The sequence below is a fragment of the Olleya sediminilitoris genome, assembly GCF_016785945.1.
GTDB classification, from domain to species: domain Bacteria; phylum Bacteroidota; class Bacteroidia; order Flavobacteriales; family Flavobacteriaceae; genus Olleya; species Olleya sediminilitoris.
On sequence record NZ_JAEMEF010000010.1, the window covers coordinates 108480 to 134554 of the forward strand.

The 26075-nt window shown below is 32.4% G+C and carries 19 protein-coding genes and 5 tRNA genes; 23 read left to right on the forward strand and 1 reads right to left on the reverse strand.

All coding sequences use genetic code 11. From position 1 onward, the window contains the following. Positions 1–14: 14 nt before the first annotated feature. The 22 genes from JAO71_RS11765 to JAO71_RS11870 all read left to right on the forward strand — a co-directional run bounded on the left by JAO71_RS11765 (position 15) and on the right by JAO71_RS11870 (position 20554). Positions 15–902, forward strand: a complete 888-nt coding sequence (locus JAO71_RS11765; RefSeq protein ID WP_116824273.1) for a ComEA family DNA-binding protein — start codon at positions 15–17, stop codon at positions 900–902. A 24-nt stretch (positions 903–926) separates the two neighbouring features. Continuing rightward, a complete protein-coding gene (locus tag JAO71_RS11770; RefSeq protein ID WP_054851747.1) occupies positions 927–2093 on the forward strand; it encodes an acyl-CoA dehydrogenase family protein in 1167 nt (388 codons plus the stop codon). Positions 2094–2292: 199 nt separating this feature from the next. Continuing rightward, entirely contained in the window at positions 2293–3723 is a 1431-nt protein-coding gene (locus JAO71_RS11775) for a carboxypeptidase-like regulatory domain-containing protein (protein ID WP_203000987.1), read from the forward strand. A gap of 169 nt (positions 3724–3892) precedes the next feature. Then, positions 3893–5266: an alpha-amylase gene (locus JAO71_RS11780; protein ID WP_203000989.1), complete on the forward strand. Its 1374-nt coding sequence runs from the start codon at positions 3893–3895 to the stop codon at positions 5264–5266. Between the two features lie 93 nt (positions 5267–5359). Then, complete coding sequence (gene rpsU / locus JAO71_RS11785; RefSeq protein ID WP_028290303.1) at positions 5360–5554, forward strand: 30S ribosomal protein S21; 195 nt, start codon at positions 5360–5362, stop codon at positions 5552–5554. A 114-nt stretch (positions 5555–5668) separates the two neighbouring features. Further along, positions 5669–6559, forward strand: coding sequence for a tyrosine-type recombinase/integrase (locus tag JAO71_RS11790; RefSeq protein WP_054851744.1), 891 nt, complete (start codon positions 5669–5671; stop codon positions 6557–6559). Positions 6560–6584: 25 nt separating this feature from the next. Then, on the forward strand, positions 6585–6887 hold the full coding sequence (gene hpf / locus JAO71_RS11795; protein WP_116824277.1) for a ribosome hibernation-promoting factor, HPF/YfiA family: 303 nt from the start codon (positions 6585–6587) through the stop codon (positions 6885–6887). Between the two features lie 99 nt (positions 6888–6986). Continuing rightward, a tRNA-Thr gene (locus JAO71_RS11800) sits at positions 6987–7060 on the forward strand. A gap of 76 nt (positions 7061–7136) precedes the next feature. Continuing rightward, positions 7137–7218 (forward strand) — tRNA-Tyr (locus JAO71_RS11805). Between the two features lie 43 nt (positions 7219–7261). Next, a tRNA-Gly gene (locus JAO71_RS11810) sits at positions 7262–7334 on the forward strand. An 11-nt stretch (positions 7335–7345) separates the two neighbouring features. Continuing rightward, positions 7346–7417, forward strand: a tRNA-Thr gene (locus JAO71_RS11815). A 66-nt stretch (positions 7418–7483) separates the two neighbouring features. Beyond that, a complete protein-coding gene (gene tuf / locus JAO71_RS11820) occupies positions 7484–8671 on the forward strand; it encodes an elongation factor Tu (RefSeq protein WP_028606821.1) in 1188 nt (395 codons plus the stop codon). Positions 8672–8733: 62 nt separating this feature from the next. Next, positions 8734–8806, forward strand: a tRNA-Trp gene (locus tag JAO71_RS11825). 81 nt (positions 8807–8887) lie between these two features. Then, on the forward strand, positions 8888–9085 hold the full coding sequence (gene secE / locus JAO71_RS11830) for a preprotein translocase subunit SecE (RefSeq protein WP_028290299.1): 198 nt from the start codon (positions 8888–8890) through the stop codon (positions 9083–9085). 6 nt (positions 9086–9091) lie between these two features. Continuing rightward, complete coding sequence (gene nusG, locus JAO71_RS11835) at positions 9092–9646, forward strand: transcription termination/antitermination protein NusG (RefSeq protein WP_203000991.1); 555 nt, start codon at positions 9092–9094, stop codon at positions 9644–9646. A 69-nt stretch (positions 9647–9715) separates the two neighbouring features. Continuing rightward, positions 9716–10156, forward strand: a complete 441-nt coding sequence (rplK, locus tag JAO71_RS11840; protein WP_028290297.1) for a 50S ribosomal protein L11 — start codon at positions 9716–9718, stop codon at positions 10154–10156. 18 nt (positions 10157–10174) lie between these two features. After that, entirely contained in the window at positions 10175–10864 is a 690-nt protein-coding gene (gene rplA / locus JAO71_RS11845; protein ID WP_028290296.1) for a 50S ribosomal protein L1, read from the forward strand. A gap of 20 nt (positions 10865–10884) precedes the next feature. Continuing rightward, positions 10885–11406 (forward strand): 50S ribosomal protein L10, encoded by a 522-nt coding sequence (rplJ, locus tag JAO71_RS11850; protein ID WP_028290295.1) that lies wholly within the window; start codon positions 10885–10887, stop codon positions 11404–11406. A 58-nt stretch (positions 11407–11464) separates the two neighbouring features. Then, positions 11465–11839: a 50S ribosomal protein L7/L12 gene (gene rplL / locus JAO71_RS11855; RefSeq protein WP_028290294.1), complete on the forward strand. Its 375-nt coding sequence runs from the start codon at positions 11465–11467 to the stop codon at positions 11837–11839. Between the two features lie 123 nt (positions 11840–11962). Continuing rightward, a complete protein-coding gene (gene rpoB / locus JAO71_RS11860; RefSeq protein WP_028290293.1) occupies positions 11963–15775 on the forward strand; it encodes a DNA-directed RNA polymerase subunit beta in 3813 nt (1270 codons plus the stop codon). A 69-nt stretch (positions 15776–15844) separates the two neighbouring features. Then, entirely contained in the window at positions 15845–20146 is a 4302-nt protein-coding gene (gene rpoC, locus JAO71_RS11865; RefSeq protein ID WP_054851741.1) for a DNA-directed RNA polymerase subunit beta', read from the forward strand. An 87-nt stretch (positions 20147–20233) separates the two neighbouring features. Further along, the gene (locus JAO71_RS11870; protein WP_028290291.1) at positions 20234–20554 is read left to right on the forward strand and encodes a DUF3467 domain-containing protein; all 321 of its coding nucleotides are present in this window, start codon (positions 20234–20236) and stop codon (positions 20552–20554) included. Positions 20555–20768: 214 nt separating this feature from the next. On the opposite strand, the gene JAO71_RS11875 is transcribed toward JAO71_RS11870, so the two are convergent. After that, the gene (locus JAO71_RS11875) at positions 20769–22358 is read right to left on the reverse strand and encodes a peptide chain release factor 3 (RefSeq protein ID WP_028606823.1); all 1590 of its coding nucleotides are present in this window, start codon (positions 22356–22358) and stop codon (positions 20769–20771) included. Between the two features lie 473 nt (positions 22359–22831). Between JAO71_RS11875 and JAO71_RS11880 the strand changes: the two genes are divergently transcribed. Next, positions 22832–26075 (forward strand): beta strand repeat-containing protein (locus tag JAO71_RS11880; RefSeq protein ID WP_203000993.1); only part of this gene is annotated, 3244 nt, incomplete at its 3' end.

The following is a 26075-nucleotide window of genomic DNA, read 5'->3' on the forward strand; positions in this document are numbered from 1 at the left end:
TAAAAACATTTAAAATGAATATCAAATCCCACTTCAAGTTTTCAAGACAACAACGAAGTGGGATTTTTTTATTACTACTACTTATTATATCAATACAAATATTTTATCATTTTGTGTTACCAAAATTAATGGATAATAATCCAGAGTTTAATACAAAAGATAGTACCATAAGTACATTTATAGATCAAATAGATTCTTTAAAAGCAGTCGAGTTAGAAAAACGAAAACCTAAAATTTATCCTTTTAACCCTAACTTTATTTCAGATCATAAAGGGTATGCATTAGGTATGACTAATCAAGAAATTGATCGTCTGTTAGCCTTCAGAAAACAAAATAAGTGGATTAATTCTGTAAATCAGTTTCAATCCGTAACAAAGGTTTCAGATTCGTTATTAGCAAAAATATCACCTTACTTTAAATTTCCAGATTGGGTAACTAATCCAAAGCCTAAACAAAACAATTTTAGTCAATCATTTTCTAATTTACCAAAAACTGAAAGTCAAAAGTTAGATTTAAATTCAGCTACAGCTGAACAATTACAAAAAGTATATGGTATAGGTCCATCCTATTCACAACGAATTATAAAATACAGACATAAAATAAATGGGTTTCATAGTTTTATAGAGTTGCAAGAAGTGTATGGATTAACACCAGAAGTAATTCAAAATATTAAAAATAATTTCACTATAAGAACACCAAGAGTAATAACCAAAATTAATTTAAATACAGCTACTAAAGATCAATTGGTAACCATTAAGTACATTGACTACGAAGTAGCCTATAATATAATTGAAGAACGTACCTTGCGTGATGGGTTTAAATCCATTGACGAATTAACAAAAGTTAACGGTTTTCCTGTTAATAAAATACAGATAATTAAGTTATCTTTACGTCTAGATTAAGACTTAACAATAACACAACGTATTATGGGAAATATGTACTTCAGTGAAGAGCATAATTTATTTAGAGAAAGTTTACGCGATTTTTTAACAAAAGAAGTCGTACCTCACATAGATAAATGGGAGAAAACAGGTCAAATTGAACGCTTTATTTGGAAAAAAGTTGGAGATATGGGTTTTTTCGGAATCAGTTATCCTGAACAGTATGGAGGATTAGATTTGGATATTTTCTATATGGTAATTTTACTTGAAGAATTACAAAAAATAAACTCTGCTGGTTTTGCTGCTGCAATGTGGGCACATGCATACTTAGCAATGACACATCTAAAAGCTGAAGGTAGTGAAGCAATAAAGCAAAAATATCTAACTGCAAGTATCGCTGGAGACATGATTGGATGTTTATGTATTACAGAGCCTTTTGGTGGTAGTGATGTTGCAGGTATGAGATCTACAGCTGTAAAAAAAGGAGATACCTATGTAATTAATGGTTCTAAAACGTTTATTACAAACGGTGTGTATAGTGATTATCTTGTAGTAGCTGCTAAAACTAACCCAGAATTAGGTAATAAAGGAATCAGTATTTTCTTAGTAGATAGAGATACACCTGGTGTGTCTGCAACCAAACTTGATAAATTAGGTTGGAGAGCATCAGATACTGGTGAAATAGCATTTGATAATGTAACTATTCCTGCGTCTAATTTAATGGGAGAAATAAATAAAGGATTTGCATACATTATGCAACACTTTGCTTCAGAAAGATTAATAATGGGTGTAAATGCCCATGCTAGAGCAGAATTTGCTATTGATTACACCATGAAGTATATGTCAGAGCGTACAGCTTTTGGAAAAACTATAGATCGTTTTCAAGCATTAAGACATCGTCTAGCAGATCATATAACTGATGTGCAAATATGTAAAACGTTTAACTATACAGTTGCAGATAGATTAGGTAAAGGAGAATATGTTGTTAAAGAAGCAACAATGTCTAAGTTAAAGTCTACTAAAGTAGCAGATGACGCTATTTATGACTGTCTTCAGTTTTTAGGAGGTTATGGATACATGGAAGAATATCCATTGGCACGACTATTGCGTGATAGTAGACTAGGACCAATAGGTGGTGGTACCTCTGAAATTTTAAGAGAAATTATCGCTAAAATGGTAATAGATGGTAAAGACTATAAGCCAGCTACATAATATAAAGATTACTGTTTTAGCGAAAATTAGTCTTTTAATTATCGCTAAAATGGTAATTGATGGTAAAGATTATAAGCCAGCTACATAATATAATGGTTACTGTTTTAGCGAAAATTAGTTTTTTAATTATCGCTAAAATGGTAATATTGTTTTAGATTTTAGACTAGCTACATAAACTTATAAATACAATTATTTTAAAATGAAATTTTTAAACATTAAACCAACAGTAATTATAATATTGTTACTGTTTGGAAGCTTCTCTTTTGGTCAAACCGAATTAAAAAATAAGGTCGTTGACTTTATGACGATGATGCCAATTGAAAACGCAAGTGTTTATGTACAAAATACAACCATAGGAACAATAACAAATGCCGATGGTAAATTTGTGTTGTTAGTTCCTAAAGAGTTTGAAAACGACTCCATAGTTGTGTCATCAATTGGATTTAAAAGTTTTAAAACTACTGTCGATCAATTTGATAATGATTTTGATATTTTACTTGAAGAAGATGTCGCGTCTTTAGACGAAATTTTGATAGTTGCAGAAAACAGACCTAAAACAGGTAATGATATTGTACTTCGTGCTTTAGAAAAATTACAAGATAATTTGCCAGAACAACAATATTTACAGAAAGGATTTTTAAGACATAAAGAGCGAAATAAAAAACAGTTTAAGTGGTTAGTTGAAAGTGCAATCACTTTATATGATGACTCCAGTTATGTGTCTGGCGGAAAAGACAACCTTAAAATCAATGTCGATCAAGTTAGAAAAAGTTATGACCTACGTGATGTTGATAGTTTATTTTCCTATTCAACTTACCTAAAATACAATGCTAACGTTAATTTAAGACCCAAAAATTTAAGACGTGATACTATTAAAAAAGAATCATTAATAAAGTCTATAAAATGGAACGATACGCGTGTTAATGGATTAGAAAATTTATTTAAAGGAAAACTTAACCTTGTTCGTAATTCAAAAAGTCCTAAAGCTTTATTTGGTGACAATATTTTAAAAACACATCAATTTAAATTAGATACTATTCTGGTAGACAACGAAAGAAAAATTTACAAGATTCAAATCAATAAAAGTGAAGATTTTGTAGGTTTAAATACAAAAGGCATTTATAACGAAGGTTATATTGCTGGTGGTTGGATTTATATTTATTGGGATAATTTTGCTGTTAAAAAAATTGAATACCAACTTAAAGCAGGATCTAAAGCTCAAAAAAGTAGAAGTAAAACGTTATTTGATACTCAAATTAATCACAAATTAGTGATCTCTTATACAGAGTATCAAGATAGGATGTATCCTAACTATATTTACTATGAGACTCCTAAATTAGTAAACGTAGGTTATAAACCAACAGGTAAAATTAATAAAGAAGAAGAAGCGCAGTTTAATAAAGAAGAACGTTTTTATTATACAGTACAAGAGATTTTATTTACAGAAATTATTCAAGATCCAGATAAGGTCGAAACAGCATTACAACAAGATTGGGATCCTGATATTTTTTCAGTTAAACCATATAACAAACAGTTTTGGGATAACTACAACACTTTATTAGAAAGTGAAGAAGATGAAAAATTAATTAATGATCTAACCAAAAGATCATCTTTATATAAGAAAGAGTAAATATTTCAAAAGTATAATAAAATCAAAACAAGCGTGTGATTTTGTGTTTTTGATAAAATTACATGTTTTTTTTAATTATTTGTCAACACGAAAACGTTTTCGTGAAATAAAACGTTTTGTTTTTGATGTGTAATGGATTAGTTTTAGGTATAATCTAATCCCAAATAACATGAAAAAACTAAAATTAATAATTCTGTACGTCTCGATAGTCTTTACTTACAGTTGTAGTAATGATGACGTACTTACAGATTCTGTAAAAGAAAAATCCGTAAACAATACTAGTAGTCAAAGAGCAGGTTTAAAACCCATTGGCTCAGGTGTAATGATGCAAGCTTTTTATTGGGACGTTCCAGCTGGAGGTAATTGGTGGAATACAGTAAAAGCAAAAGTTCAAGATTGGAGTAATGCAGGTATTGACGCTATTTGGTTACCACCTGTATCAAAAGCACAAAATGGTCCATTTTCTATGGGTTATGATCCTTTTGATTATTACGATTTTGGTGAATATGACCAAATGGGAAGTGTTGAAACTAGATTTGGTTCTAAAACAGAACTCGTGTCATTAATAGATTTAGCACACCAAAGTGGACTAAGTGTTATTGCTGATATAGTGATTAATCACAATAGTGGAGGTAATAGTGAAGTAAATCCATATACAGGTGGAAGCACATGGACAGATTTTAATCCACTTTCTGGTAAATTTTACAGATCCGCAACAGATTTTCATCCTAATAATGCACATTCAAATGATTCTGGTGTATTTGGAGGCTTTCCTGATTTGTGTCATAATCAAACCTATGTACAAGATTGGTTATGGAAAAATTCAAATAGCGTCGCTAAATATTACAGAGATGTTATAGGTTTTGATGGTTGGCGTTTTGATTATGTTAAAGGTTTCGAGCCATGGGTAGTTAAGGCTTGGAAAGATGAAGTTGGTGGTTTTTCAGTTGGAGAATATTGGGACAGCAATGTTTCGACATTAGATTGGTGGACAAATTCTGCAAATGCAAGTGCTTTTGATTTTGCTTGTTATTATAAAATGAAAGATGCTTTTATGGGAAATAATTTAAATGCATTAAATGATAATATGCTTTGGAAACAAAATGCATCTAAAGCAATGACATTTGTTACAAACCATGATACTGACGAGATTATAAATAATAAGATTTTAGCCTATGCTTATATTTTAACACATGAAGGCTATCCAACAATATTCTATAAGGATTATGAAGAGTGGTTAAATAAAGCAAGTCTAAATAACTTAATTTGGATTCATAATAATTTAGCTAGTGGAAGTACTTCTATTTTACATGTAGATAACGATGAATACATCGCTAAACGTAATGGTAATAATTCATCAGGTTTAATCGTTTATATTAATAATTCTGATACTTGGCAAGAAAGATGGGTAGAAACTAATTGGTCAAGTACTACAATAAAAGATTATACGGGACATTCAAGTTGGCAACCAGTAACACAATCTGGTAAGTGGGTTAAAATTCAAGCACCTCCTAAAAGTTATTCTGTTTGGTCAACATTGTAAGTCGTTAAGTTATTTTAAAAATAAAATTGAGAATTTTAAATTAGTTCTTATATTTGCACCTCAAAATTTTAAAAGAGAGGAGGTTAAGACACCATGTTAGTAATACCAATTAAACAAGGAGAAAATATAGAAAGAGCTTTAAAACGCTACAAACGTAAGTTTGATAAAACTGGTACTAGACGAGCTTTACAAGGTCGTAAGCAGTTTTTAAAACCTTCAGTACAAAACAGAGCTAAAGTGCAAAAAGCGCAATACGTTCAATTATTAAGAGATCAAGAAGCAGTATAACTTCTCAGGCATTATAATAATTAAAATCCCACTTTATTTTTAGTGGGATTTTTTCGTTTTACTTGTAGTCAATCACAAAACACTATATTTATAAATATAAAATAGTCTCAATCAATGTTAATTAATGCTTTTATAGACTACTTATTGCTTGAAAAAAAATATTCCAAGCTAACGGTCAATGCTTATAATAAAGATATTCAGTCTTTTTTACTTTTTTTAGAGGAACAAGATGCTTTAAACTCTATTACAGAAGTTAATTATGCACAAATCAGAACGTGGATTATTAATTTAGTAGAAAGTGGCTTAACTAATAGAAGCATAAATAGAAAAGTGTCTGCATTAAATAGTTTTTATAAATTTCTGCTAAAAATAGAAGAAGTAAAAGTTAATCCGCTTTCAAAACATAAAGCATTAAAAACAAGTAAAAAACTTCAAATACCATTTTCTGAAAAAGAAATCGAAACAGTTTTAGATAAAATTAATTTGGCTTCAGGATTTGAAGGCTTAAGAAATAAATTAATTATTGAATTGTTTTATTCAACAGGAATAAGACGTATTGAGTTAATAAATATTAAATTAAGTGATGTAGATTTAGAAAATAAAACCATCAAAATTTTAGGTAAACGAAACAAAGAAAGGTTAATTCCACTATTAAATTCTGTAATTAACAGTATTCAAAAGTATCTTGAAGTTAGAAAAAAACTAGAATTAATAGATGATGATCAATATTTATTTCTAACCAAAAAAGGAGTTAAAATATACGAAACACTTGTTTACAGGATTATAAATGATTACTTTAGTATAGCCTCAAGTAAGGTGAAAAAAAGTCCACACATACTTAGACATTCATTTGCAACACATCTATTAAATCAAGGAGCAGAGCTAAATGCAGTTAAAGAGTTATTAGGGCATTCAAGTTTAGCAGCAACACAAGTCTATACACACAATAGTATAGAGCAATTAAAAAAAGTCTACGCTAAAAGCCATCCAAGAAGTAAAAAATAAATGTTTAACCACAAAAAAGTAAATTATGAAGGTAAACACACAAGCAATCAATTTTAATGCAGAACCTCAGTTATTAGAGTTTATTCAAAAAAAAATGAATAAGCTAGAATTGTATTATGATAAAGTCATTCAGTCTGAAGTATATCTTAAAGTTGAAAAAAGAAGCAACAAGCTTAATAAAATCTTTGAAGCTAAGATAAATATACCAGGAGATAGTTTAGTAGTTAAAAAACAATGTAAGTCTTTTGAAGAGGGTACAGACATAGCAATTGCTTCACTTCAACGTCAATTAAAAAAGCGAAAAGAAAAAATTAGAGAAAATTTTTAAAATATTTTAAAAAAATGTTTTGAATAATTAAATAAATATTTACATTTGCAGTCCGTTAGAAATAGCGGGCTTTTTTTAGAAGTAAAAATAGCAAAAAAAGCCGATGTAGCTCAGCTGGCTAGAGCAGCTGATTTGTAATCAGCAGGTCGTGGGTTCGAGTCCCTCCATCGGCTCAAAAAAATAAGGTTAAAATAAAAAAAATGTTTTAATTTTGTTTAAGTTCTTTAATAGAGTGATAAGTTTAAAATAGGGGAGATACTCAAGCGGCCAACGAGGGCAGACTGTAAATCTGCTGACTACGTCTTCGCAGGTTCGAATCCTGCTCTCCCCACTTTTTTTAAAAGTGATTTTAAACAAAAGGATTTTAAATAATTGCGAGAGTAGCTCAGTTGGTAGAGCGTCAGCCTTCCAAGCTGAATGTCGCCGGTTCGAACCCGGTCTCTCGCTCTAATATTTAAGCCGGTGTAGCTCAGGGGTAGAGCGTTTCCTTGGTAAGGAAGAGGTCACGGGTTCAATTCCCGTCATTGGCTCAATTTAAAGACGATAAGTAAGGATACACTAATATTATTATATAACTAAGATTAAATTATTAAAACATGGCAAAGGCAACTTTCGATCGTTCAAAACCACACTTAAATATTGGTACAATTGGACACGTAGATCACGGTAAAACAACTTTAACTGCTGCTATTACTAAAGTATTAGCTGATGCAGGTTTATCAGAAGCAAGAGATTTCGATACTATCGATAACGCTCCTGAAGAAAAAGAAAGAGGTATTACAATTAATACTTCACACGTAGAATATCAAACAGCTAATCGTCACTATGCACACGTTGACTGTCCAGGTCACGCCGATTACGTAAAAAACATGGTAACAGGTGCTGCTCAAATGGATGGTGCAATCTTAGTAGTAGCTGCGACAGATGGGCCAATGCCACAAACTCGTGAGCACATCTTATTAGGTCGTCAGGTTGGTATCCCAAGAATCGTAGTATTCTTAAACAAAGTGGATATGGTTGATGATGAAGAATTGCTTGAATTAGTAGATATGGAAGTTAGAGAATTACTTTCTTTCTATGAGTATGATGGTGATAATGGACCTGTAGTGTCAGGTTCTGCATTAGGAGCTTTAAATGGTGAGCAAAAATGGGTTGATACTGTTATGGAATTAATGGCAGCTGTTGATGCATGGATTGAAGAGCCAGTTCGTGATATGGACAAGCCTTTCTTAATGCCTATTGAAGATGTATTCTCTATTACAGGTCGTGGTACAGTAGCAACTGGACGTATCGAAACTGGTGTAGCTAATACAGGAGATCCTGTTGAGATAATTGGTATGGGAGCTGAAAAGTTAACATCTACAATTACAGGGATTGAGATGTTCCGTCAAATATTAGATAGAGGAGAAGCTGGAGATAATGCTGGTATCTTATTAAGAGGTATTGAGAAGTCTCAAATCTCAAGAGGTATGGTTATTACTAAACCAGGTTCTGTAACACCTCACGCTAAATTTAAAGCAGAGGTTTATATTCTTAAAAAAGAAGAAGGTGGACGTCACACTCCATTCCATAATAACTATCGTCCTCAGTTTTACGTACGTACAACTGATGTAACAGGAAACATTGCTTTACCTGATGGAGTAGAAATGGTTATGCCTGGAGATAACTTAACAATTACTGTTGAGCTTATTAACACAATTGCAATGAATGTTGGACTACGTTTCGCTATACGTGAAGGTGGTAGAACTGTAGGTGCAGGTCAGGTAACTGAAATTTTAGACTAAATTATAGTTTATAAAATATAAAATTAAGGCGCTTTGTTTTCAAAGTGCCTTGATTTATATTTACGGGTTTAGCTCAGTTGGTAGAGCACTGGTCTCCAAAACCAGGTGTCGGGAGTTCGAGTCTCTCAACCCGTGCAAATTAAAACAAGTTGTATTTTGCTTGTTTTGAAATAGTATAATTGTCTTCTTTCAAAAAGAAGATGTTAAATGAACAATATGGCTGGAATAGTAAATTATATAAAAGAATCATTCGGTGAGTTAAAGAATAATGTGACTTGGACACCTTGGTCAGAAGCACAAAGTTTAACAATCTTAGTGGCTGTTTTTTCAATTATTTTCTCTTTAGCAATTTGGGGAATTGATACTGTTTTTAGTAAAGTTATTAGTTTATATTTTAATCTTATAACAGGATAGGTTTTTATGGCTGAAGTTGGAGAAAAAAAATGGTACGTAGTTAGAGCTGTAAGTGGTCAAGAAAATAAAATTAAAACTTATATCGAAAACGAGATTGCTAGATTAGGTATGCAAGATTATGTTGAGCAAGTTTTAGTGCCAACAGAAAACGTTGTTCAAATTCGTAATGGTAAAAAAATCAATAAAGAAAAAGTATACTTTAGTGGTTATATCATGATTAAAGCTAATCTTACTGGTGAAGTACCTCATATAATTAGATCAATTACAAATGTAATTGGTTTTTTAGGTGCTACTAAAGGTGGTGATCCTTTACCTTTAAGACAATCTGAAGTTAACAGAATGTTAGGTAAAGTTGATGAGCTATCAGTTGATGCTGATGTAAATGTAGCTATACCATATTCAAAAGGAGAAACTGTTAAAGTTATCGATGGACCTTTTAATGGTTTTGACGGAACTATTGAAAACATTAATGAAGAAAAACGTAAGTTAGAAGTAATGGTTAAGATTTTTGGAAGAAAAACACCATTAGAGTTAAGTTACATGCAAGTAGAAAAAATATAATAAGTGTTACACTAATATATGTTGGTTAAGCTTCCACTTAACTAAAAACATCAAATTAATTTATTTAAAATGGCAAAAGAACTAGGAAAAGTAGTTAAACTACAAGTTAGGGGAGGTGCAGCGAATCCTTCGCCACCGGTTGGACCCGCTCTAGGTGCTGCAGGAGTAAATATCATGGAGTTTTGTAAGCAATTTAATGCTAGAACTCAAGATAAAGCTGGTAAAGTTTTACCAGTGGTGATTTCTGTTTACAAAGACAAATCATTTGACTTTGTAATTAAGACTCCACCTGCTGCTGTACAGTTATTAGAAGCGGCCAAAGTAAAGAAAGGTTCGGGAGAACCACACGTAAAGAAAGTTGCAAAAGTTTCTTGGGATCAAATCAAAACTATTGCTGAAGACAAAATGGTAGATTTAAACGCATTTACTATAGATTCTGCAATGAAGATGATTGCTGGTACTGCAAGATCTATGGGTATAACTGTTAAAGGTGGTGATGCACCAAATTAACCTAAAAAGATTTTAAAAATGGCAAGATTAACAAGAAAACAAAAAGAAGCTGTAGCAAAAATTGAAAAGGATAAAGTATATTCTTTACAAGATGCTTCAGCATTAGTAAAAGAAATAACTAATACTAAGTTTGACGCATCAGTTGATTTAGCAATTCGTTTAGGGGTTGACCCAAGAAAAGCTAATCAAATGGTTAGAGGTGTTGTATCTCTCCCTCATGGAACTGGAAAGGACACTAAAGTATTAGCATTAGTAACTCCAGATAAAGAAGCAGAAGCTAAAGAAGCTGGTGCTGATTATGTAGGTTTAGATGAGTACCTTGATAAAATCAAGAGCGGTTGGACAGATGTAGATGTAATCATTACTATGCCTAGCGTTATGGGTAAATTAGGTCCTTTAGGTCGTGTATTAGGTCCTCGTGGTTTAATGCCTAACCCTAAGACTGGTACTGTAACAATGGATGTTGCAAAAGCTGTTACTGAGGTTAAAGCTGGTAAAATTGACTTTAAAGTTGATAAAACTGGTATCGTTCACGCTTCAATTGGAAAAGCATCTTTTAGTGCTGATAAAATTCAAGATAACGCAAACGAATTATTAACAACAATTATGAAACTTAAACCGACAACTGCAAAGGGAGTTTATGTAAAAAGCATTTTTATGTCTTCTACAATGAGCCCTAGTATAGCTGTTGATACTAAAATAGGTTAAGTAGTTAAAAACTTTATATTATGACAAGAGAAGATAAATCACAAGTAATTAAAGACTTAACTGCACAATTAGCTGACAATTCTAATATCTACATAGCAGATATATCAGGTTTAAACGCAGGAACTACATCAGACTTACGTCGTGCTTGTTTTAAAGCAAACATACAATTATCTGTTGTAAAAAATACATTACTTGAAAAAGCGATGGAAGCTTCGGATAGAGATTTCGGAGATTTACCATCTGTATTAAAAGGAAATACATCTGTGATGTATTCTGAAACTGGAAATGCTCCAGCTAAATTAATCAAAGCTTTCAGAAAAAAATCTGAAAAGCCTTTATTAAAAGGTGCTTTTATTGAAGAAGCTGTTTATTTAGGAGATAACCAGTTAGATATGTTAGTGGACATCAAGTCTAGAGAAGAGTTAATTGGTGATATCATTGGATTATTACAATCACCAGCTAAAAACGTTGTTTCAGCTCTTAAATCTAGTGGAGGAACACTTTCAGGTATCTTAAAAACATTATCTCAAAAAGAGGGATAATTTTAAAAGAACGCACTTTTACAATTATATATTAAAAAATTATTAAAACGATAGAAAAATGGCAGATTTAAAAGATTTCGCAGAACAATTAGTTAACCTTACTGTAAAAGAAGTAAATGAGTTAGCTACTATTTTAAAAGATGAATATGGTATCGAGCCTGCAGCTGCTGCTGTAGCTGTTGCAGCTGGTCCTGCTGCAGGAGGTGATGCTGCTGAAGAGCAAACTGAATTTGATGTTATATTAAAGGCAGCTGGTGGTTCTAAATTAGCAGTAGTTAAATTAGTTAAAGAATTAACTGGTTTAGGTTTAAAAGAAGCTAAAGGATTAGTTGATGGTGCACCAAGCCCAATTAAAGAAGCAGTGTCTAAAGACGAAGCTGAAGCTTTAAAAACTTCATTAGAAGAAGCAGGAGCAGAGGTTGAGCTTAAGTAAGCTTACCACATAATTTTACAAAGGTTTAGGTCTGAAGCATGCGCTTTACGACCTAAACCATTTGTCGTATATAGTGATTAGCTATATAAAATAATATTTTTTTAATCAAAATTTCGTCCATTGATGTTAGTAACACAAGCTGAAAGATTAAATTTCTCGTCTATAATAAATAGAACAGAGTACCCAGATTTCATGGATATTCAGATTAAATCCTTTCAGGATTTTTTCCAGTTAGAAACAAAATCTGAAGAAAGAGGTGATGAAGGTTTATATAACACCTTCATGGAAAACTTTCCTATTACAGACACACGTAATCAATTCGTTTTAGAATTTTTAGATTACTTTATTGATCCACCAAGATACGCTATTGAAGAATGTATTGAAAGAGGACTAACCTATAGCGTTCCGCTAAAAGCAAGGTTAAAGTTATATTGTACAGACCCTGAACATGAGGATTTCGAGACCATTGTCCAGGATGTGTATTTAGGAACTATACCTTACATGACTCCTTCAGGTACTTTTTGTATTAACGGAGCAGAACGTGTAGTAGTATCTCAATTACATAGATCTCCAGGTGTCTTTTTTGGACAGTCTTTCCATGCAAATGGAACCAAATTATATTCAGCTAGAGTTATTCCTTTTAAAGGATCATGGATAGAATTCGCTACAGATATTAACCAAGTAATGTATGCTTACATTGATAGAAAGAAAAAGTTACCTGTAACTACTCTTTTTAGAGCTATTGGTTTTGAGCGTGATAAAGACATATTAGAAATTTTTGATCTTGCTGAAGAAGTTAAAGTTTCTAAATCAGGTCTTAAAAAAATTATTGGTCGTAAACTAGCTGCACGTGTACTTAACACATGGCATGAAGATTTCGTTGATGAGGATACAGGTGAAGTTGTATCTATTGAGCGTAACGAAATTGTTTTAGATCGTGATACAGAATTAGATAAAGAAAATATTGAAGAAATTCTTGAAATTGATGTAAAAACTATCCTTATCCACAAGGAAACTGCTCAACAAGGAGATTACGCAATTATACATAATACACTTCAAAAGGATCCAACAAACTCTGAAAAAGAAGCTGTAGAACATATTTACCGTCAACTACGTAATGCTGAGCCGCCAGATGAAGAAACTGCACGTGGTATTATTGACAAATTATTCTTTAGTGACCAACGTTACTCTCTTGGTGAAGTAGGTCGTTATAGAATGAACAAAAAATTACAATTAGATATCGGAATGGATAAGCAAGTGCTTACTAAAGAAGATATCATTACTATAATAAAATACTTAATCGAGCTTATTAATTCTAAAGCAGAGATTGATGATATTGATCACTTATCTAACCGTCGTGTTCGTACAGTAGGAGAACAGTTATCATCTCAGTTTGGTGTTGGTCTTGCTCGTATGGCACGTACTATTCGTGAACGTATGAACGTTCGTGATAATGAGGTTTTTACACCTATTGACTTAATTAATGCTAAGACGTTGTCGTCAGTAATTAATTCTTTCTTTGGTACAAACCAGTTGTCTCAGTTTATGGACCAAACTAATCCATTAGCCGAGATTACTCACAAACGTCGTTTATCTGCATTAGGACCTGGAGGTTTATCTAGAGAAAGAGCAGGATTCGAGGTTCGTGATGTTCACTATACTCACTACGGAAGACTTTGTCCAATTGAAACTCCTGAGGGACCGAACATTGGATTAATATCTTCATTATCTGTGTACGCTAAGGTAAATTCAATGGGATTCATTGAAACTCCTTATAGAAAAGTTACAGATGGTGTTGTTGATATTAAAAGTGCTCCAACATATTTAAGTGCTGAAGAAGAAGAAGAAAAATTAATCGCTCAAGCAACTGTAAAAGTTGATGAAGACGGTAAAATTTTACATGATAAGGTAATTGCTAGAATGGAAGGTGACTTCCCAGTAATGGATCCAAAAGATATTCATTATACAGATGTAGCACCAAATCAAATTTCATCTATATCAGCGTCATTAATTCCTTTCTTAGAACATGATGATGCTAACCGTGCATTGATGGGATCAAACATGATGCGTCAGGCAGTACCGTTATTACGTCCTCAAGCTCCTATTGTTGGAACTGGATTAGAAAGACAAGTAGCATCTGATTCTCGTGTTTTAATTAATGCAGAAGGTGAAGGTGTTGTACAATACGTTGATGCAAACGAAATTGTAATTAAATACGAAAGAACTGATGATGAAGCTAAAGTAAGTTTTGATAGTGATATTAAAACGTATCCATTAGTTAAATTTAGAAAAACTAACCAAGGTACTTCTATAAACCTTAAACCTATCGTTAAAAAAGGTGATAAAGTATCTAAAGGTCAAGTTTTATCTGAAGGTTATGCCACTCAAAAAGGTGAATTAGCTTTAGGTAGAAACATGAAAGTAGCCTTCATGCCTTGGAAAGGGTATAACTTTGAGGATGCCATTGTGATTTCTGAAAAAGTTGTTCGTGAAGATATTTTTACATCTATACACATCGACGAGTATTCTCTTGATGTAAGAGATACAAAATTAGGTAACGAAGAGTTAACTAATGATATTCCTAACGTTTCTGAAGAGGCTACCAAAGATCTTGATGAAAACGGTATGATCCGTATTGGAGCAGAAGTTAAACCTGGAGATATATTAATTGGTAAAATTACTCCTAAAGGAGAATCTGATCCAACACCAGAAGAAAAACTTTTACGTGCCATTTTTGGAGATAAAGCAGGAGATGTTAAAGATGCTTCATTAAAAGCTTCTCCATCATTACATGGTGTTGTTATTAATAAAAAATTATTCTCTAGAGCAGTAAAAGATAAAAGAAAGAGAGCTCAGGACAAAGAGGATATTAACAAGTTAGAGAATTTATATTATACTAAATTTGATGAATTACAGTCTGTATTAGTTGAAAAACTTTTCACTATTGTAAACGGTAAAACATCTCAAGGTATATACAATGACTTAGGTGAAGAAGTATTACCAAAAGGTAAAAAATTCACTTTAAAAATGTTAAATGCTGTTGATGATTATACCCACTTAACTGGTGGTACATGGACAACAGATGACCATACTAACAAATTAGTTGCAGATTTAATTCACAACTACAAGATTAAAGAAAACGATTTACAAGGGTCTCTTAGACGTGAGAAGTTTACTATATCAGTAGGAGATGAGTTGCCAGCTGGTATCATTAAATTAGCTAAAGTTTATATTGCTAAAAAACGTAAGTTAAAAGTAGGTGATAAAATGGCAGGACGACATGGTAACAAAGGTATTGTTGCACGTATTGTACGTCAAGAAGATATGCCTTTCTTAGAAGATGGAACTCCAGTTGATATTGTATTAAATCCATTAGGTGTACCATCTCGTATGAACATCGGACAGATTTATGAAACCGTTTTAGGTTGGGCTGGACAAGACTTAGGTCGTACTTATGCTACTCCAATTTTTGATGGTGCAACAATTGATCAAATCAACGAGTTAACTGATGAAGCTGGTATCCCTAGATATGGTCATACATATTTATATGATGGTGGAACAGGAGATCGTTTTGATCAACCTGCAACAGTAGGAGTTATCTACATGCTTAAATTAGGGCACATGGTAGATGATAAGATGCACGCTCGTTCAATAGGACCATATTCATTAATTACTCAACAACCTTTAGGTGGTAAAGCACAATTTGGAGGTCAACGTTTTGGAGAAATGGAAGTTTGGGCACTTGAGGCTTATGGAGCATCAGCAACGTTAAGAGAAATCTTAACAGTAAAATCTGATGACGTAGTTGGTAGAGCTAAAACTTACGAAGCTATTGTTAAAGGAGAACCAATGCCAGAACCTGGATTACCAGAATCTTTCAACGTATTAATGCACGAATTGAAAGGATTAGGATTAGACATTAGATTAGAAGAATAATTTTAAGTGAGTCGAGCAGTTTTAATTTAAACCTTAAAACTGCTTTACAAACTGAACACTATAAGAATTATGGCAAAAAAACAAGATAAGAATACAGTACAGAGGTTTAATAAAATCTCTATTGGTTTAGCATCACCAGAGTCTATTTTAGCAGAGTCTAGAGGTGAAGTTTTAAAACCAGAAACTATCAATTATCGTACACATAAACCAGAACGTGATGGTTTATTCTGTGAGCGTATTTTTGGTCCTGTAAAGGATTATGAATGTGCTTGTGGTAAATATAAGCGTATTAGATATAAAGGTATCGTTTGCGACCGTTGTGGAGTTGAAGTAACAGAAAAGAAAGTACGTCGTGACAGAGTTGGACATATTAATTTAGTTGTGCCAGTAGCACACATTTGGTATTTCCGTTCTTTACCTAACAAAATAGGATACTTATTAGGATTACCATCTAAGAAATTAGATATGATTATCTACTACGAACGTTATGTAGTAATCCAACCAGGTAACGCTAAAAATGAAGAAGGTGAACCTTTACAAAAATTAGACTTTTTAACTGAAGAAGAATACCTAAATATTTTAGAAACGCTTCCTCAAGATAATCAATATTTAGATGACACTGACCCAAGCAAGTTTGTTGCTAAAATGGGAGCTGAGTGTTTAATTGATTTATTAGCAAGAATTGACCTTGATGCGTTATCTTACGAGTTACGTCACAAAGCTAATACTGAAACATCTAAACAACGTAAAACGGAAGCTTTAAAGCGTTTACAAGTTGTTGAAGCTTTACGTGAGTCTAATGAGAATAGAGAGAATCGTCCAGAATGGATGATCATGAAAGTAGTGCCAATTATTCCGCCAGAATTAAGACCTTTAGTGCCTTTAGATGGTGGACGTTTTGCAACTTCAGATTTAAATGATTTATACCGTCGTGTTATTATTCGTAATAACCGTTTAAAGCGTTTAGTAGAAATTAAAGCACCAGAAGTTATCTTACGTAATGAGAAACGTATGTTACAAGAATCAGTAGATTCATTATTTGATAACACACGTAAATCTTCTGCAGTAAAAACAGATTCTAACAGACCATTAAAGTCATTATCAGATTCGCTTAAAGGTAAGCAAGGACGTTTCCGTCAAAACTTACTTGGTAAGCGTGTTGATTATTCTGCACGTTCTGTAATTGTTGTTGGACCAGAACTTAAATTGTTTGAGTGTGGTTTACCAAAAAATATGGCTGCAGAGCTTTACAAACCTTTTGTAATTAGAAAATTAATTGAAAGAGGTATTGTTAAGACAGTAAAATCTGCAAAGAAAATTATAGACAAAAGAGAACCAGTTGTTTGGGATATATTAGAGAATGTTTTAAAAGGACACCCAGTTCTTTTAAATCGTGCTCCTACGTTACACAGACTTGGTATTCAAGCGTTTCAACCTAAGTTAATAGAAGGAAAAGCAATACAATTACACCCATTAGTATGTACTGCATTTAATGCCGATTTTGATGGAGATCAAATGGCTGTCCACTTACCATTAGGACCTGAAGCGATTTTAGAATGTCAATTATTATTATTGGCATCTCACAATATATTAAATCCAGCAAATGGATCTCCAGTAACGGTACCTTCTCAGGATATGGTACTTGGTCTTTACTACATGACTAAGCACAGATATTCTACTCCAGAAGTACCAGTTAGAGGAGAAGGATTAACTTTTTACTCAGCTGAAGAGGTAACAATTGCTTACAATGAAAAAAGAGTAGAATTAAATGCTGGTATCAAAGTAAGAACAAAAGATTTCAATGAAGCTGGTGAGTTAGTTTACCAGATTATTGAAACTACTGTTGGACGTGTATTATTTAACGAAAAAGTACCAGCAGCAGCAGGTTATATTAACCAGGTATTAACTAAAAAATCTTTAAGAGATATTATTGGTAATATCTTAAAAGTAACTAGTGTACCTGAAACTGCAGCATTCTTAGATGAAATTAAAACTTTAGGATATAACTTTGCCTTCAGAGGTGGTTTATCATTTAGTTTAGGAGATATTATTATCCCACCAGAAAAGCAATCAATGATTGATGCTGCAAATACTAAAGTAGACGGTATTACTGGTAACTATAACATGGGATTAATTACCAATAACGAACGTTATAACCAAGTTATTGATATTTGGACTTCAACAAATGCAGAATTGACAGAACTGTCAATGAAACGTATTAGAGAAGATCAGCAAGGATTCAATTCGGTATTTATGATGCTTGATTCTGGAGCTCGTGGCTCTAAAGAACAGATTCGTCAGTTAACAGGTATGCGTGGATTAATGGCTAAGCCTAAAAAATCTACAGCAGGAGGAGGATCTATTATTGAAAACCCGATTTTATCTAACTTTAAGGAAGGTCTTTCAATTTTAGAATACTTTATATCAACTCACGGAGCTCGTAAAGGATTAGCCGATACAGCACTTAAAACTGCTGATGCAGGTTATTTAACACGTCGTTTAGTTGATGTTTCTCAAGATGTAATTGTAAACAGTGAAGACTGTGGTACATTAAGAGGTGTTGAAGTAAGAGCTTTAAAGAAAAATGATGAAGTAGTTGAAAAACTTGAAGCACGTATTGTTGGTCGTATTTCATTAAACGATGTTTACGATCCTTTAACTGAAGAGGTTTTAGCTGAAGCAGGTCAATTAATTGATGAAGTAGTAGCTGCAAGAATTGAAAATTCACCAATTGAAGCTGTAGAAGTACGTTCACCATTATCATGTGAAGCTAAAAAAGGAATTTGTGTTCAATGTTACGGTCGTAACCTAGCTACCAATAAAATGGTACAACGTGGTGAAGCTGTAGGTGTTGTTGCTGCACAGTCTATTGGAGAACCAGGTACACAGTTAACACTACGTACTTTCCACGTAGGAGGTATTGCAGGTAACATTTCAGAAGAAAATAAATTAGTAGCTAAGTTTGATGGAGTTGCAGAAATCGAAGATCTTAAAACTGTAAAAGGTTTAGATAACGATGGAAAAGAAGTAGATGTAGTTATCTCTCGTACTTCAGAACTTAAGTTAGTAGATAAAAAGACAGGTATTACTTTAAGTACTAATAATATTCCTTATGGTTCTCACGTTTTTGTTAAAAACGGAGATAAACTAAAAGCAGACGATGTTGTTTGTTCTTGGGATCCATATAACGGAGTTATTATTTCAGAATTTGCTGGAAAAGTTAGATATGAAAATATCGAACAAGGTATAACTTATCAAGTTGAAATTGATGAGCAAACAGGTTTCCAAGAAAAAGTAATTTCTGAATCTAGAAATAAAAAGTTAATTCCAACACTTATTGTAGAAGATGGTAAAGGTGAAGCAATTCGTTCTTACAACCTACCAGTAGGTGCACATATAATGATTGATGATGGAGATAAAGTTGAAGTTGGTAAAATCTTAGTTAAAATTCCACGTAAGTCTGCTAAAGCAGGAGATATTACAGGAGGTTTACCACGTGTAACAGAATTATTTGAAGCACGTAACCCTTCTAACCCAGCAGTTGTTAGTGCTATTGATGGTGTTGTTTCTTTTGGAAAAATAAAAAGAGGTAATCGTGAGATTATTGTAGAGTCTAAGTTAGGTGAGATCAAAAAATATCTAGTTAAGTTATCTAGTCAAATCTTGGTTCAAGAAAATGACTTTATCAAAGCTGGTATGCCATTATCTGACGGTTCTGTAACACCAAATGATATCTTAAATATTAAAGGACCATCTGCTGTACAACAGTACTTAGTTAACGAGGTACAAGAAGTATATCGTTTACAAGGTGTGAAAATTAATGATAAGCATTTTGAGGTTGTTGTAAGACAAATGATGCGTAAAGTAAGAATTATTGATTCTGGAGATACTATTTTCCTTGAAGATCAATTAGCTCATAAATCTGATTTCATTGAAGAAAATGACAATATTTTCGGAATGAAAGTGGTTGAAAACGCTGGAGATTCTTCAAACTTAAAAGAAGGTCAGATCATATCTGCTTTCCAATTAAGAGATGAAAATTCAATATTACGTCGTGAAGATAAACAACTTGTAGAAGCAAGAGACGCACAGCCAGCAACAGCTACGCCAATCTTACAAGGTATTACAAGAGCATCATTACAAACTAAGTCATTTATATCGGCAGCATCATTCCAGGAAACTACTAAAGTTCTTAATGAAGCAGCGGTAAGTGGTAAAGTAGATACACTTGAAGGACTTAAAGAAAACGTTATTGTAGGTCATCGTATACCAGCAGGTACAGGTATGCGTGCGTATGAAAACATAATTGTGGGTTCTAAAGAAGAATTTGACCAAATGATGAAAGCTAAACAAGAAGTTAATTATAACTAATTTTAGTTTCATAGATTAAATTCTATATTATAATAATTAAAGGAATCCTGCTTACATGCAGGATTCTTTGTTTAAAACATAAATTAAATGTCAGATATTAAAGATAATAAAACAAAACAAGGTCAAATTAATATTGAATTAGATGAAAAAATTGCAGAAGGGATTTATTCCAATCTTGCCATAATTAATCATTCAGTATCAGAATTTGTTGTGGATTTTGTTAGCATAATGCCAGGTACGCCTAAAAGTAAAGTTAAGTCAAGAATTATTTTGACGCCTCAACATGCTAAACGATTAATGAAAGCTTTAAGTGAAAATGTAAATCGTTTTGAAAAAGCTCATGGTGAAATTAAGGATTATGAACAACCACCAATTCCTTTAAATTTTGGTCCAACTGGTCAAGCATAAAAAAAACCTCTTTATAATTTTTATAAAGAGGTTTTTTTATTAAATACTAATTTAATAGTAATTAGTAATTGAAAGATTAATATTAATAGTTTTTTTTTATAATTTCTATTTCAGAAGCTTATTTATATAGTCTTTTAAAGTTAAAATAAAATGTTTGCTTACCGTTTTATAGATTATTATTAAAAAGTTTTTTAAAAGCTCTTAAAATAATTATTTATTCATATTCTGATACATAATGAAATTTAATACTAGGATATTTCTGTTGAGTCATTTGTAACGAAAAAGCTGAATCTGCTAAAAAAACTAATTGTCCTCTTTTGTCTTTTGCTAAAAACCTTTGTTTTACTCTTAAAAACTCTTTGTATTCATCATTTTTTTTGTCTGTAGGCTCAATCCAACAAGCTTTGTATACATTTAAGTTTTCGTATGTACATTTTGCTCCATATTCATGTTCTAATCTATACTGTATAACTTCATATTGTAGAGCTCCAACAGTACCAATAACTTTTCGTCCATTTAATTCAAGCGTAAAAAGTTGTGCTACACCTTCATCCATTAATTGGTCTATACCTTTATATAATTGTTTAGATTTTAGTGGATCAGCATTATTAATATATCTAAAATGCTCTGGTGAAAAGCTTGGTATCCCTTTGTAATTCAGTATCTCACCTTCAGTAAGTGTATCTCCAATTTTAAAAGTTCCTGTATCTTGTAAGCCTACAATATCTCCAGGGTATGAAATGTCTACTATTTCTTTCTTTTCAGCAAAAAAAGCATTAGGGCTAGAAAATTTCACTTTTTTATTATGTCTAACATGTAGATATTGAGTGTTTCGTTTAAACTCACCTGAAACAATTTTAATAAACGCTAATCTGTTTCGGTGATTAGGATCCATGTTAGCGTGTATCTTAAATACAAATCCAGAAAATTTATCTTCTTCAGGTTTGACTAAACGCTCTTCACTATGTTTAGGTCGTGGTTTTGGTGCAATTTCAACAAAACAATCTAATAATTCTCTTACTCCAAAACTATTTAATGCAGATCCAAAAAATACAGGTTGTAACTCTCCTTTTAAATACTCTTCATTTGTAAATTCAGGATAAATTCCTTCAACTAATTCTATTTCTTCACGTAATGTTTCTGCAGCTTTGTCACCTACTAAAGTGTTTAATTCATTACTGTTTAAATCACTAATTTCTATGGTGTCTTCTATATTTTTACGACTATCACCACTAAATAAGTTAATGTTTTTCTCCCAAATATTGTAAATACCTTTGAAGTCATAACCCATTCCTATAGGAAAACTTAGTGGTGTTACTTTTAATTTCAGTTTCTGTTCTATTTCATCAAGTAATTCAAAAGCATCTTTACCTTCTCTATCCATTTTATTGATGAAAACAATCATAGGTATATTACGCATTCTACAGACTTCAACTAATTTTTCAGTTTGCTCCTCAACCCCTTTTGCAACATCAATAACAACTATTACACTGTCAACAGCAGTTAATGTTCTAAATGTATCCTCTGCAAAATCTTTGTGACCAGGAGTGTCTAAAATATTGATTTTTATTCCATTATATTCAAAAGCCAATACAGAGGTTGCAACAGATATACCACGTTGACGTTCTATTTCCATAAAGTCACTTGTAGCTCCTTTTTTTATTTTGTTACTTTTTACAGCTCCAGCTTCATTAATTGCTCCTCCAAACAGTAAAAGTTTTTCGGTTAATGTTGTTTTTCCTGCATCTGGATGTGATATAATTCCAAATGTTCTTCTTCTTTGTATTTCTTCTAAAAATTTCATTAAAATCAATTTGTGCAAATATAAAATATAAAAGTTTTAAGGTTGGTTAATCTTGATTAGTTTTATCCTTTCTACAGTTAATAATTGGAATTTTAGTTTTATTTTTTTTCAATTTAATACTCATATTTTTTTTACAGTTTTACAATGATTTTTGTGTGTATTTTCCTCTTCCAATGGTCGGAATTTCCGATGAATTAATCAATTAGTTTATTTTTTTTAAAAACCACACGCTTAAACGGTTTTTTTTTGTTTTTAACCCATGATTATGTGCTATTATTGAATGATTTTATTTTTTTTTGTTTAATTTTTATTTGTGTTCATCAACGTTATATTTGACACTTTAACGAAAATCAACACTTTTAAGTGTCTAACTCAACCCTAAACTTAATCTATGTTATATTTTCGCTGTGCGGTTTTTACCACAGCAATAAAAGCCCTGTATTAAAATTTAGAAAAAAATCAATTCTCTCATTATGAAAATTTCTAATCGATTATTATTGAATACTTCTGTATTCAATAAATCTTTATTGGTTATATTAATTACTTTATTTTCAGTGATTAATACTTTTGGTCAATCTACTTTAGATTGGTCTACAGCAAATTGGACTCCTGGTGCAACTACCGGAACAATTCCTTTTACAACACCTGTTGGGTATGATCCAGTTTCTGTAACTATTACTTCAAGTTTAAACCCCTCAGATGGTGTTTATTTTAATGGTGCTCAGGGTACATATCCTCAAATAGATTATGTTGGTGGTGAATTTGGAGGTATAGATGATTTGGGTATAGCTATAGATCCTAATGATAATGGTAGAGTTAATCAAGATTCACCAATTACTATAGATTTGGTTTTTAGCGCACCTGTAACAGGTGTTAGTTTTACAATATCTGATATTGATCAAAATCAAAATAGAATTGATAGAGTTTTCATTACAAGTAATGATGGTGATCCCGTGTCTATAACAATAGTAGATCCTGCTAATACTGAAATTGATACAGTTACAAATAATACAATTCAATCTGCGATTACTCGCGGATCTTCTGATGATGATGATGATGGATCTGCTGTTATAGATTTTGGATCTAAAGTAATCACTAGTATACAAGTTGTTTATACTGATTTAGGAAATACTGGAGGAACTAGAGGAGCTGGTTTTTTTGGTGGTTTTGAGGTTAGAGCAGCATCTAATATTGAAGCTGTAAATGATCAAGGAAATACAGTAGTAGAAGGCGTTGGTGGTCAAGTTATAAATAACGTTTTAAATAATGATGTATTTCAAACAGGTTCTCCTTCTTTGTCAGATGTTACTTTAACTCAGGTAAGTTCTACTGACTCAGGGATTACTTTAAATACTTCTACTGGTGCAGTTTCTGTATCAGCATCTGTTGAAGCAGGTGTCTATGTTTTAGAATATCAAATATGTGAAACAATTAATCCTACAAACTGTGATACAGCAAAAGTAACTGTTGTTGTGTTAAATGATGCAGATGAAGATGGTGTAGCTGATAATGATGATTTAGATGATGATAATGATGGGATTTTAGATGTTAATGAAGGTTTTGAGTGTGCTTCAGACTTTATTGATTTAGGACGTACTTTCAGTAATAATACTTCAAATCCTTTTTTTGTAACTGATATTTACTCATATAATGGTGTAACTGTAGATGCTTCATTCGAGTTGCAAGGTTCAGCTACTTGGAATTCAGGAGTTAGTAGTCAAAATAATGCAGGTGTTTCAGGTGCTTATGTTAATACTCAGCCTAATAATACTGGTTTTTATTCTGGAGATGTAGGTGTATATACTTATACTTTTTCAGAACCAGTATACAATGTTGAATTTAAATTTGGTGGATTGGATTTTTCTGATGTAGCTGAATTTAATGCTTTAAATGGAAGTGATGATGTACCTGTTCTCTTAACAGATATAAATTTGGGAGCTAATGGTGAGTTTTTTGGGCAAACAGTAATAAGTAGTGCTAGTAATGGTAACGCTCCTAGTAATGCAGTACAAGTGTCAGTACTTGGTCCAGTAACAGAAATTTCAATTACTGTAGGTAAAGAGGTTGCTAATAGCTCAAATGTTACTATGCAATTTTATGAGTTAATCTATTGTGTGCCTACAGATACAGATAATGATGGTGTTCCAGATTTTTTAGATTTAGATTCAGATAATGATGGATGTTTTGATGCTTTAGAAGGTGGAGATAATATTTTATTAACTAATCTTAATTCTGATGGTTCTCTTGATGGTGCAGTTAATTCTACTACAGGAGTTCCAAATAATGTAAACACTACAAACGGTCAAACAGTAGGTGGTTCTAAAGATGGAGTCCCTTCTGACTCAAACGGTCAATGTGATTCAGATAATGATGGTGTTGTTGATGCTAATGATATTTGTAATGGTTCTGATGATACCATTGATATAGATAATGATAATGTTCCTGATGGATGTGATTTAGATAATGATAATGATGGTATTTTAGATACTAACGAAGGATACTGTGCTTCTCAAATTTTATCAGGTACTTGGAACATAAGTGGCTCTACAGCTTCATATGATTTTGGAAATGGAATTATAGCAGAAATAACAACGACTAATTCGTTACCATTAACTTCTGGGTCCTTTAGTAATGGTGACTTCTGGTCAGAAACATTAGCTAATTCAGTTTCATTAGAAAGTTCTTATGTATGGGGAACTTCTATTACTGTTAATTATGTTGATGAATTAGGTAATCCTATTACTGTAACAAATCCTATTATACATTTAGATAGATTAGGAGGAACTGATGGTGCTTCAACTCAGAATGGTGCTATAGTAACATTGTTAAATGGTTTAAGTTGGTCACAAATATCGACAGGTACTTCTGATTTTAACGTAACTTCAAATACAGCTTCTGACTCAGGTATTAATTTACCTACAGCAGCTTCTGGTCATACACAAGAAAGTACTCAAAATGATCCGGACGGAACAGCAGCAGGATCACTTCAGATAAATGGTGAGATTTCAAGTTTTACTTTAGAATTTGTTCAAGGTGGATTATTTGGAACAGGTACTGATGGAATTGAATTAATTTTGTCAGCATGTCAAAGTGTAGATACTGATGATGATGGTACTCCTGATTATTTAGATTTAGATTCAGATAATGATGGATGTTTTGATGCTTTTGAAGGAGGAGATGCTATTGATAGCTCATCTGTTGATGCTAATGGAGTTTTAATAGGAACAGTAAACAGTTCAACAGGAGTGCCAAGTGATGTCGATGTTAATAATGGTCAAACTGTTGGTTCTGCGCAAAATGATACAGTTCTTGATGATGAATGTAAAGTTAATATCACAATAGGCGATGTAACCGTAACAGAAGGCGATGATGCTACCGTTACAGTAAGTTTAGACAATCCAAGTAGTGTTGATACAGTAGTTGATATTGTAACGACAACCGGAACAGCAGGCACGGATGACTATACAGAAGTAACGACTACAGTAACAATCCCAGCAGGTGATACAAGTGTAGATGTTGTGATTCCAACAACAGATGATACAACAGACGAGCCAAATGAAGACTTTACAGTCGACGGAACGGTAACTAGTGGAAACACGAGTAACACAGATCCAAGTGGAACAGTAACTATCTTAGATAATGATGATGCTCCAATAGTAAGTATCAGTGATGTAACCGTAACAGAAGGCGATGATGCTACCGTTACAGTAAGTTTAG

Excerpts from the sequence above, each read along its gene's own strand:
- rpoB (WP_028290293.1), top strand. The coding sequence starts at position 11,963 with ATGTTAGTAACACAAGCTGAAAGATTAAATTTCTCGTCTATAATAAAT.
- nusG (WP_203000991.1), top strand. The coding sequence starts at position 9,092 with ATGGCTGAAGTTGGAGAAAAAAAATGGTACGTAGTTAGAGCTGTAAGT.
- rplA (WP_028290296.1), top strand. The coding sequence starts at position 10,175 with ATGGCAAGATTAACAAGAAAACAAAAAGAAGCTGTAGCAAAAATTGAA.
- JAO71_RS11870 (WP_028290291.1), top strand. The coding sequence starts at position 20,234 with ATGTCAGATATTAAAGATAATAAAACAAAACAAGGTCAAATTAATATT.
- JAO71_RS11875 (WP_028606823.1), bottom strand. The coding sequence starts at position 22,358 with ATGAAATTTTTAGAAGAAATACAAAGAAGAAGAACATTTGGAATTATA.
- rplJ (WP_028290295.1), top strand. The coding sequence starts at position 10,885 with ATGACAAGAGAAGATAAATCACAAGTAATTAAAGACTTAACTGCACAA.
- rpoC (WP_054851741.1), top strand. The coding sequence starts at position 15,845 with ATGGCAAAAAAACAAGATAAGAATACAGTACAGAGGTTTAATAAAATC.
- secE (WP_028290299.1), top strand. The coding sequence starts at position 8,888 with ATGGCTGGAATAGTAAATTATATAAAAGAATCATTCGGTGAGTTAAAG.
- JAO71_RS11770 (WP_054851747.1), top strand. The coding sequence starts at position 927 with ATGGGAAATATGTACTTCAGTGAAGAGCATAATTTATTTAGAGAAAGT.
- JAO71_RS11780 (WP_203000989.1), top strand. The coding sequence starts at position 3,893 with ATGAAAAAACTAAAATTAATAATTCTGTACGTCTCGATAGTCTTTACT.
- JAO71_RS11765 (WP_116824273.1), top strand. The coding sequence starts at position 15 with ATGAATATCAAATCCCACTTCAAGTTTTCAAGACAACAACGAAGTGGG.
- tuf (WP_028606821.1), top strand. The coding sequence starts at position 7,484 with ATGGCAAAGGCAACTTTCGATCGTTCAAAACCACACTTAAATATTGGT.
- rpsU (WP_028290303.1), top strand. The coding sequence starts at position 5,360 with ATGTTAGTAATACCAATTAAACAAGGAGAAAATATAGAAAGAGCTTTA.
- rplL (WP_028290294.1), top strand. The coding sequence starts at position 11,465 with ATGGCAGATTTAAAAGATTTCGCAGAACAATTAGTTAACCTTACTGTA.
- JAO71_RS11775 (WP_203000987.1), top strand. The coding sequence starts at position 2,293 with ATGAAATTTTTAAACATTAAACCAACAGTAATTATAATATTGTTACTG.
- hpf (WP_116824277.1), top strand. The coding sequence starts at position 6,585 with ATGAAGGTAAACACACAAGCAATCAATTTTAATGCAGAACCTCAGTTA.
- rplK (WP_028290297.1), top strand. The coding sequence starts at position 9,716 with ATGGCAAAAGAACTAGGAAAAGTAGTTAAACTACAAGTTAGGGGAGGT.
- JAO71_RS11790 (WP_054851744.1), top strand. The coding sequence starts at position 5,669 with ATGTTAATTAATGCTTTTATAGACTACTTATTGCTTGAAAAAAAATAT.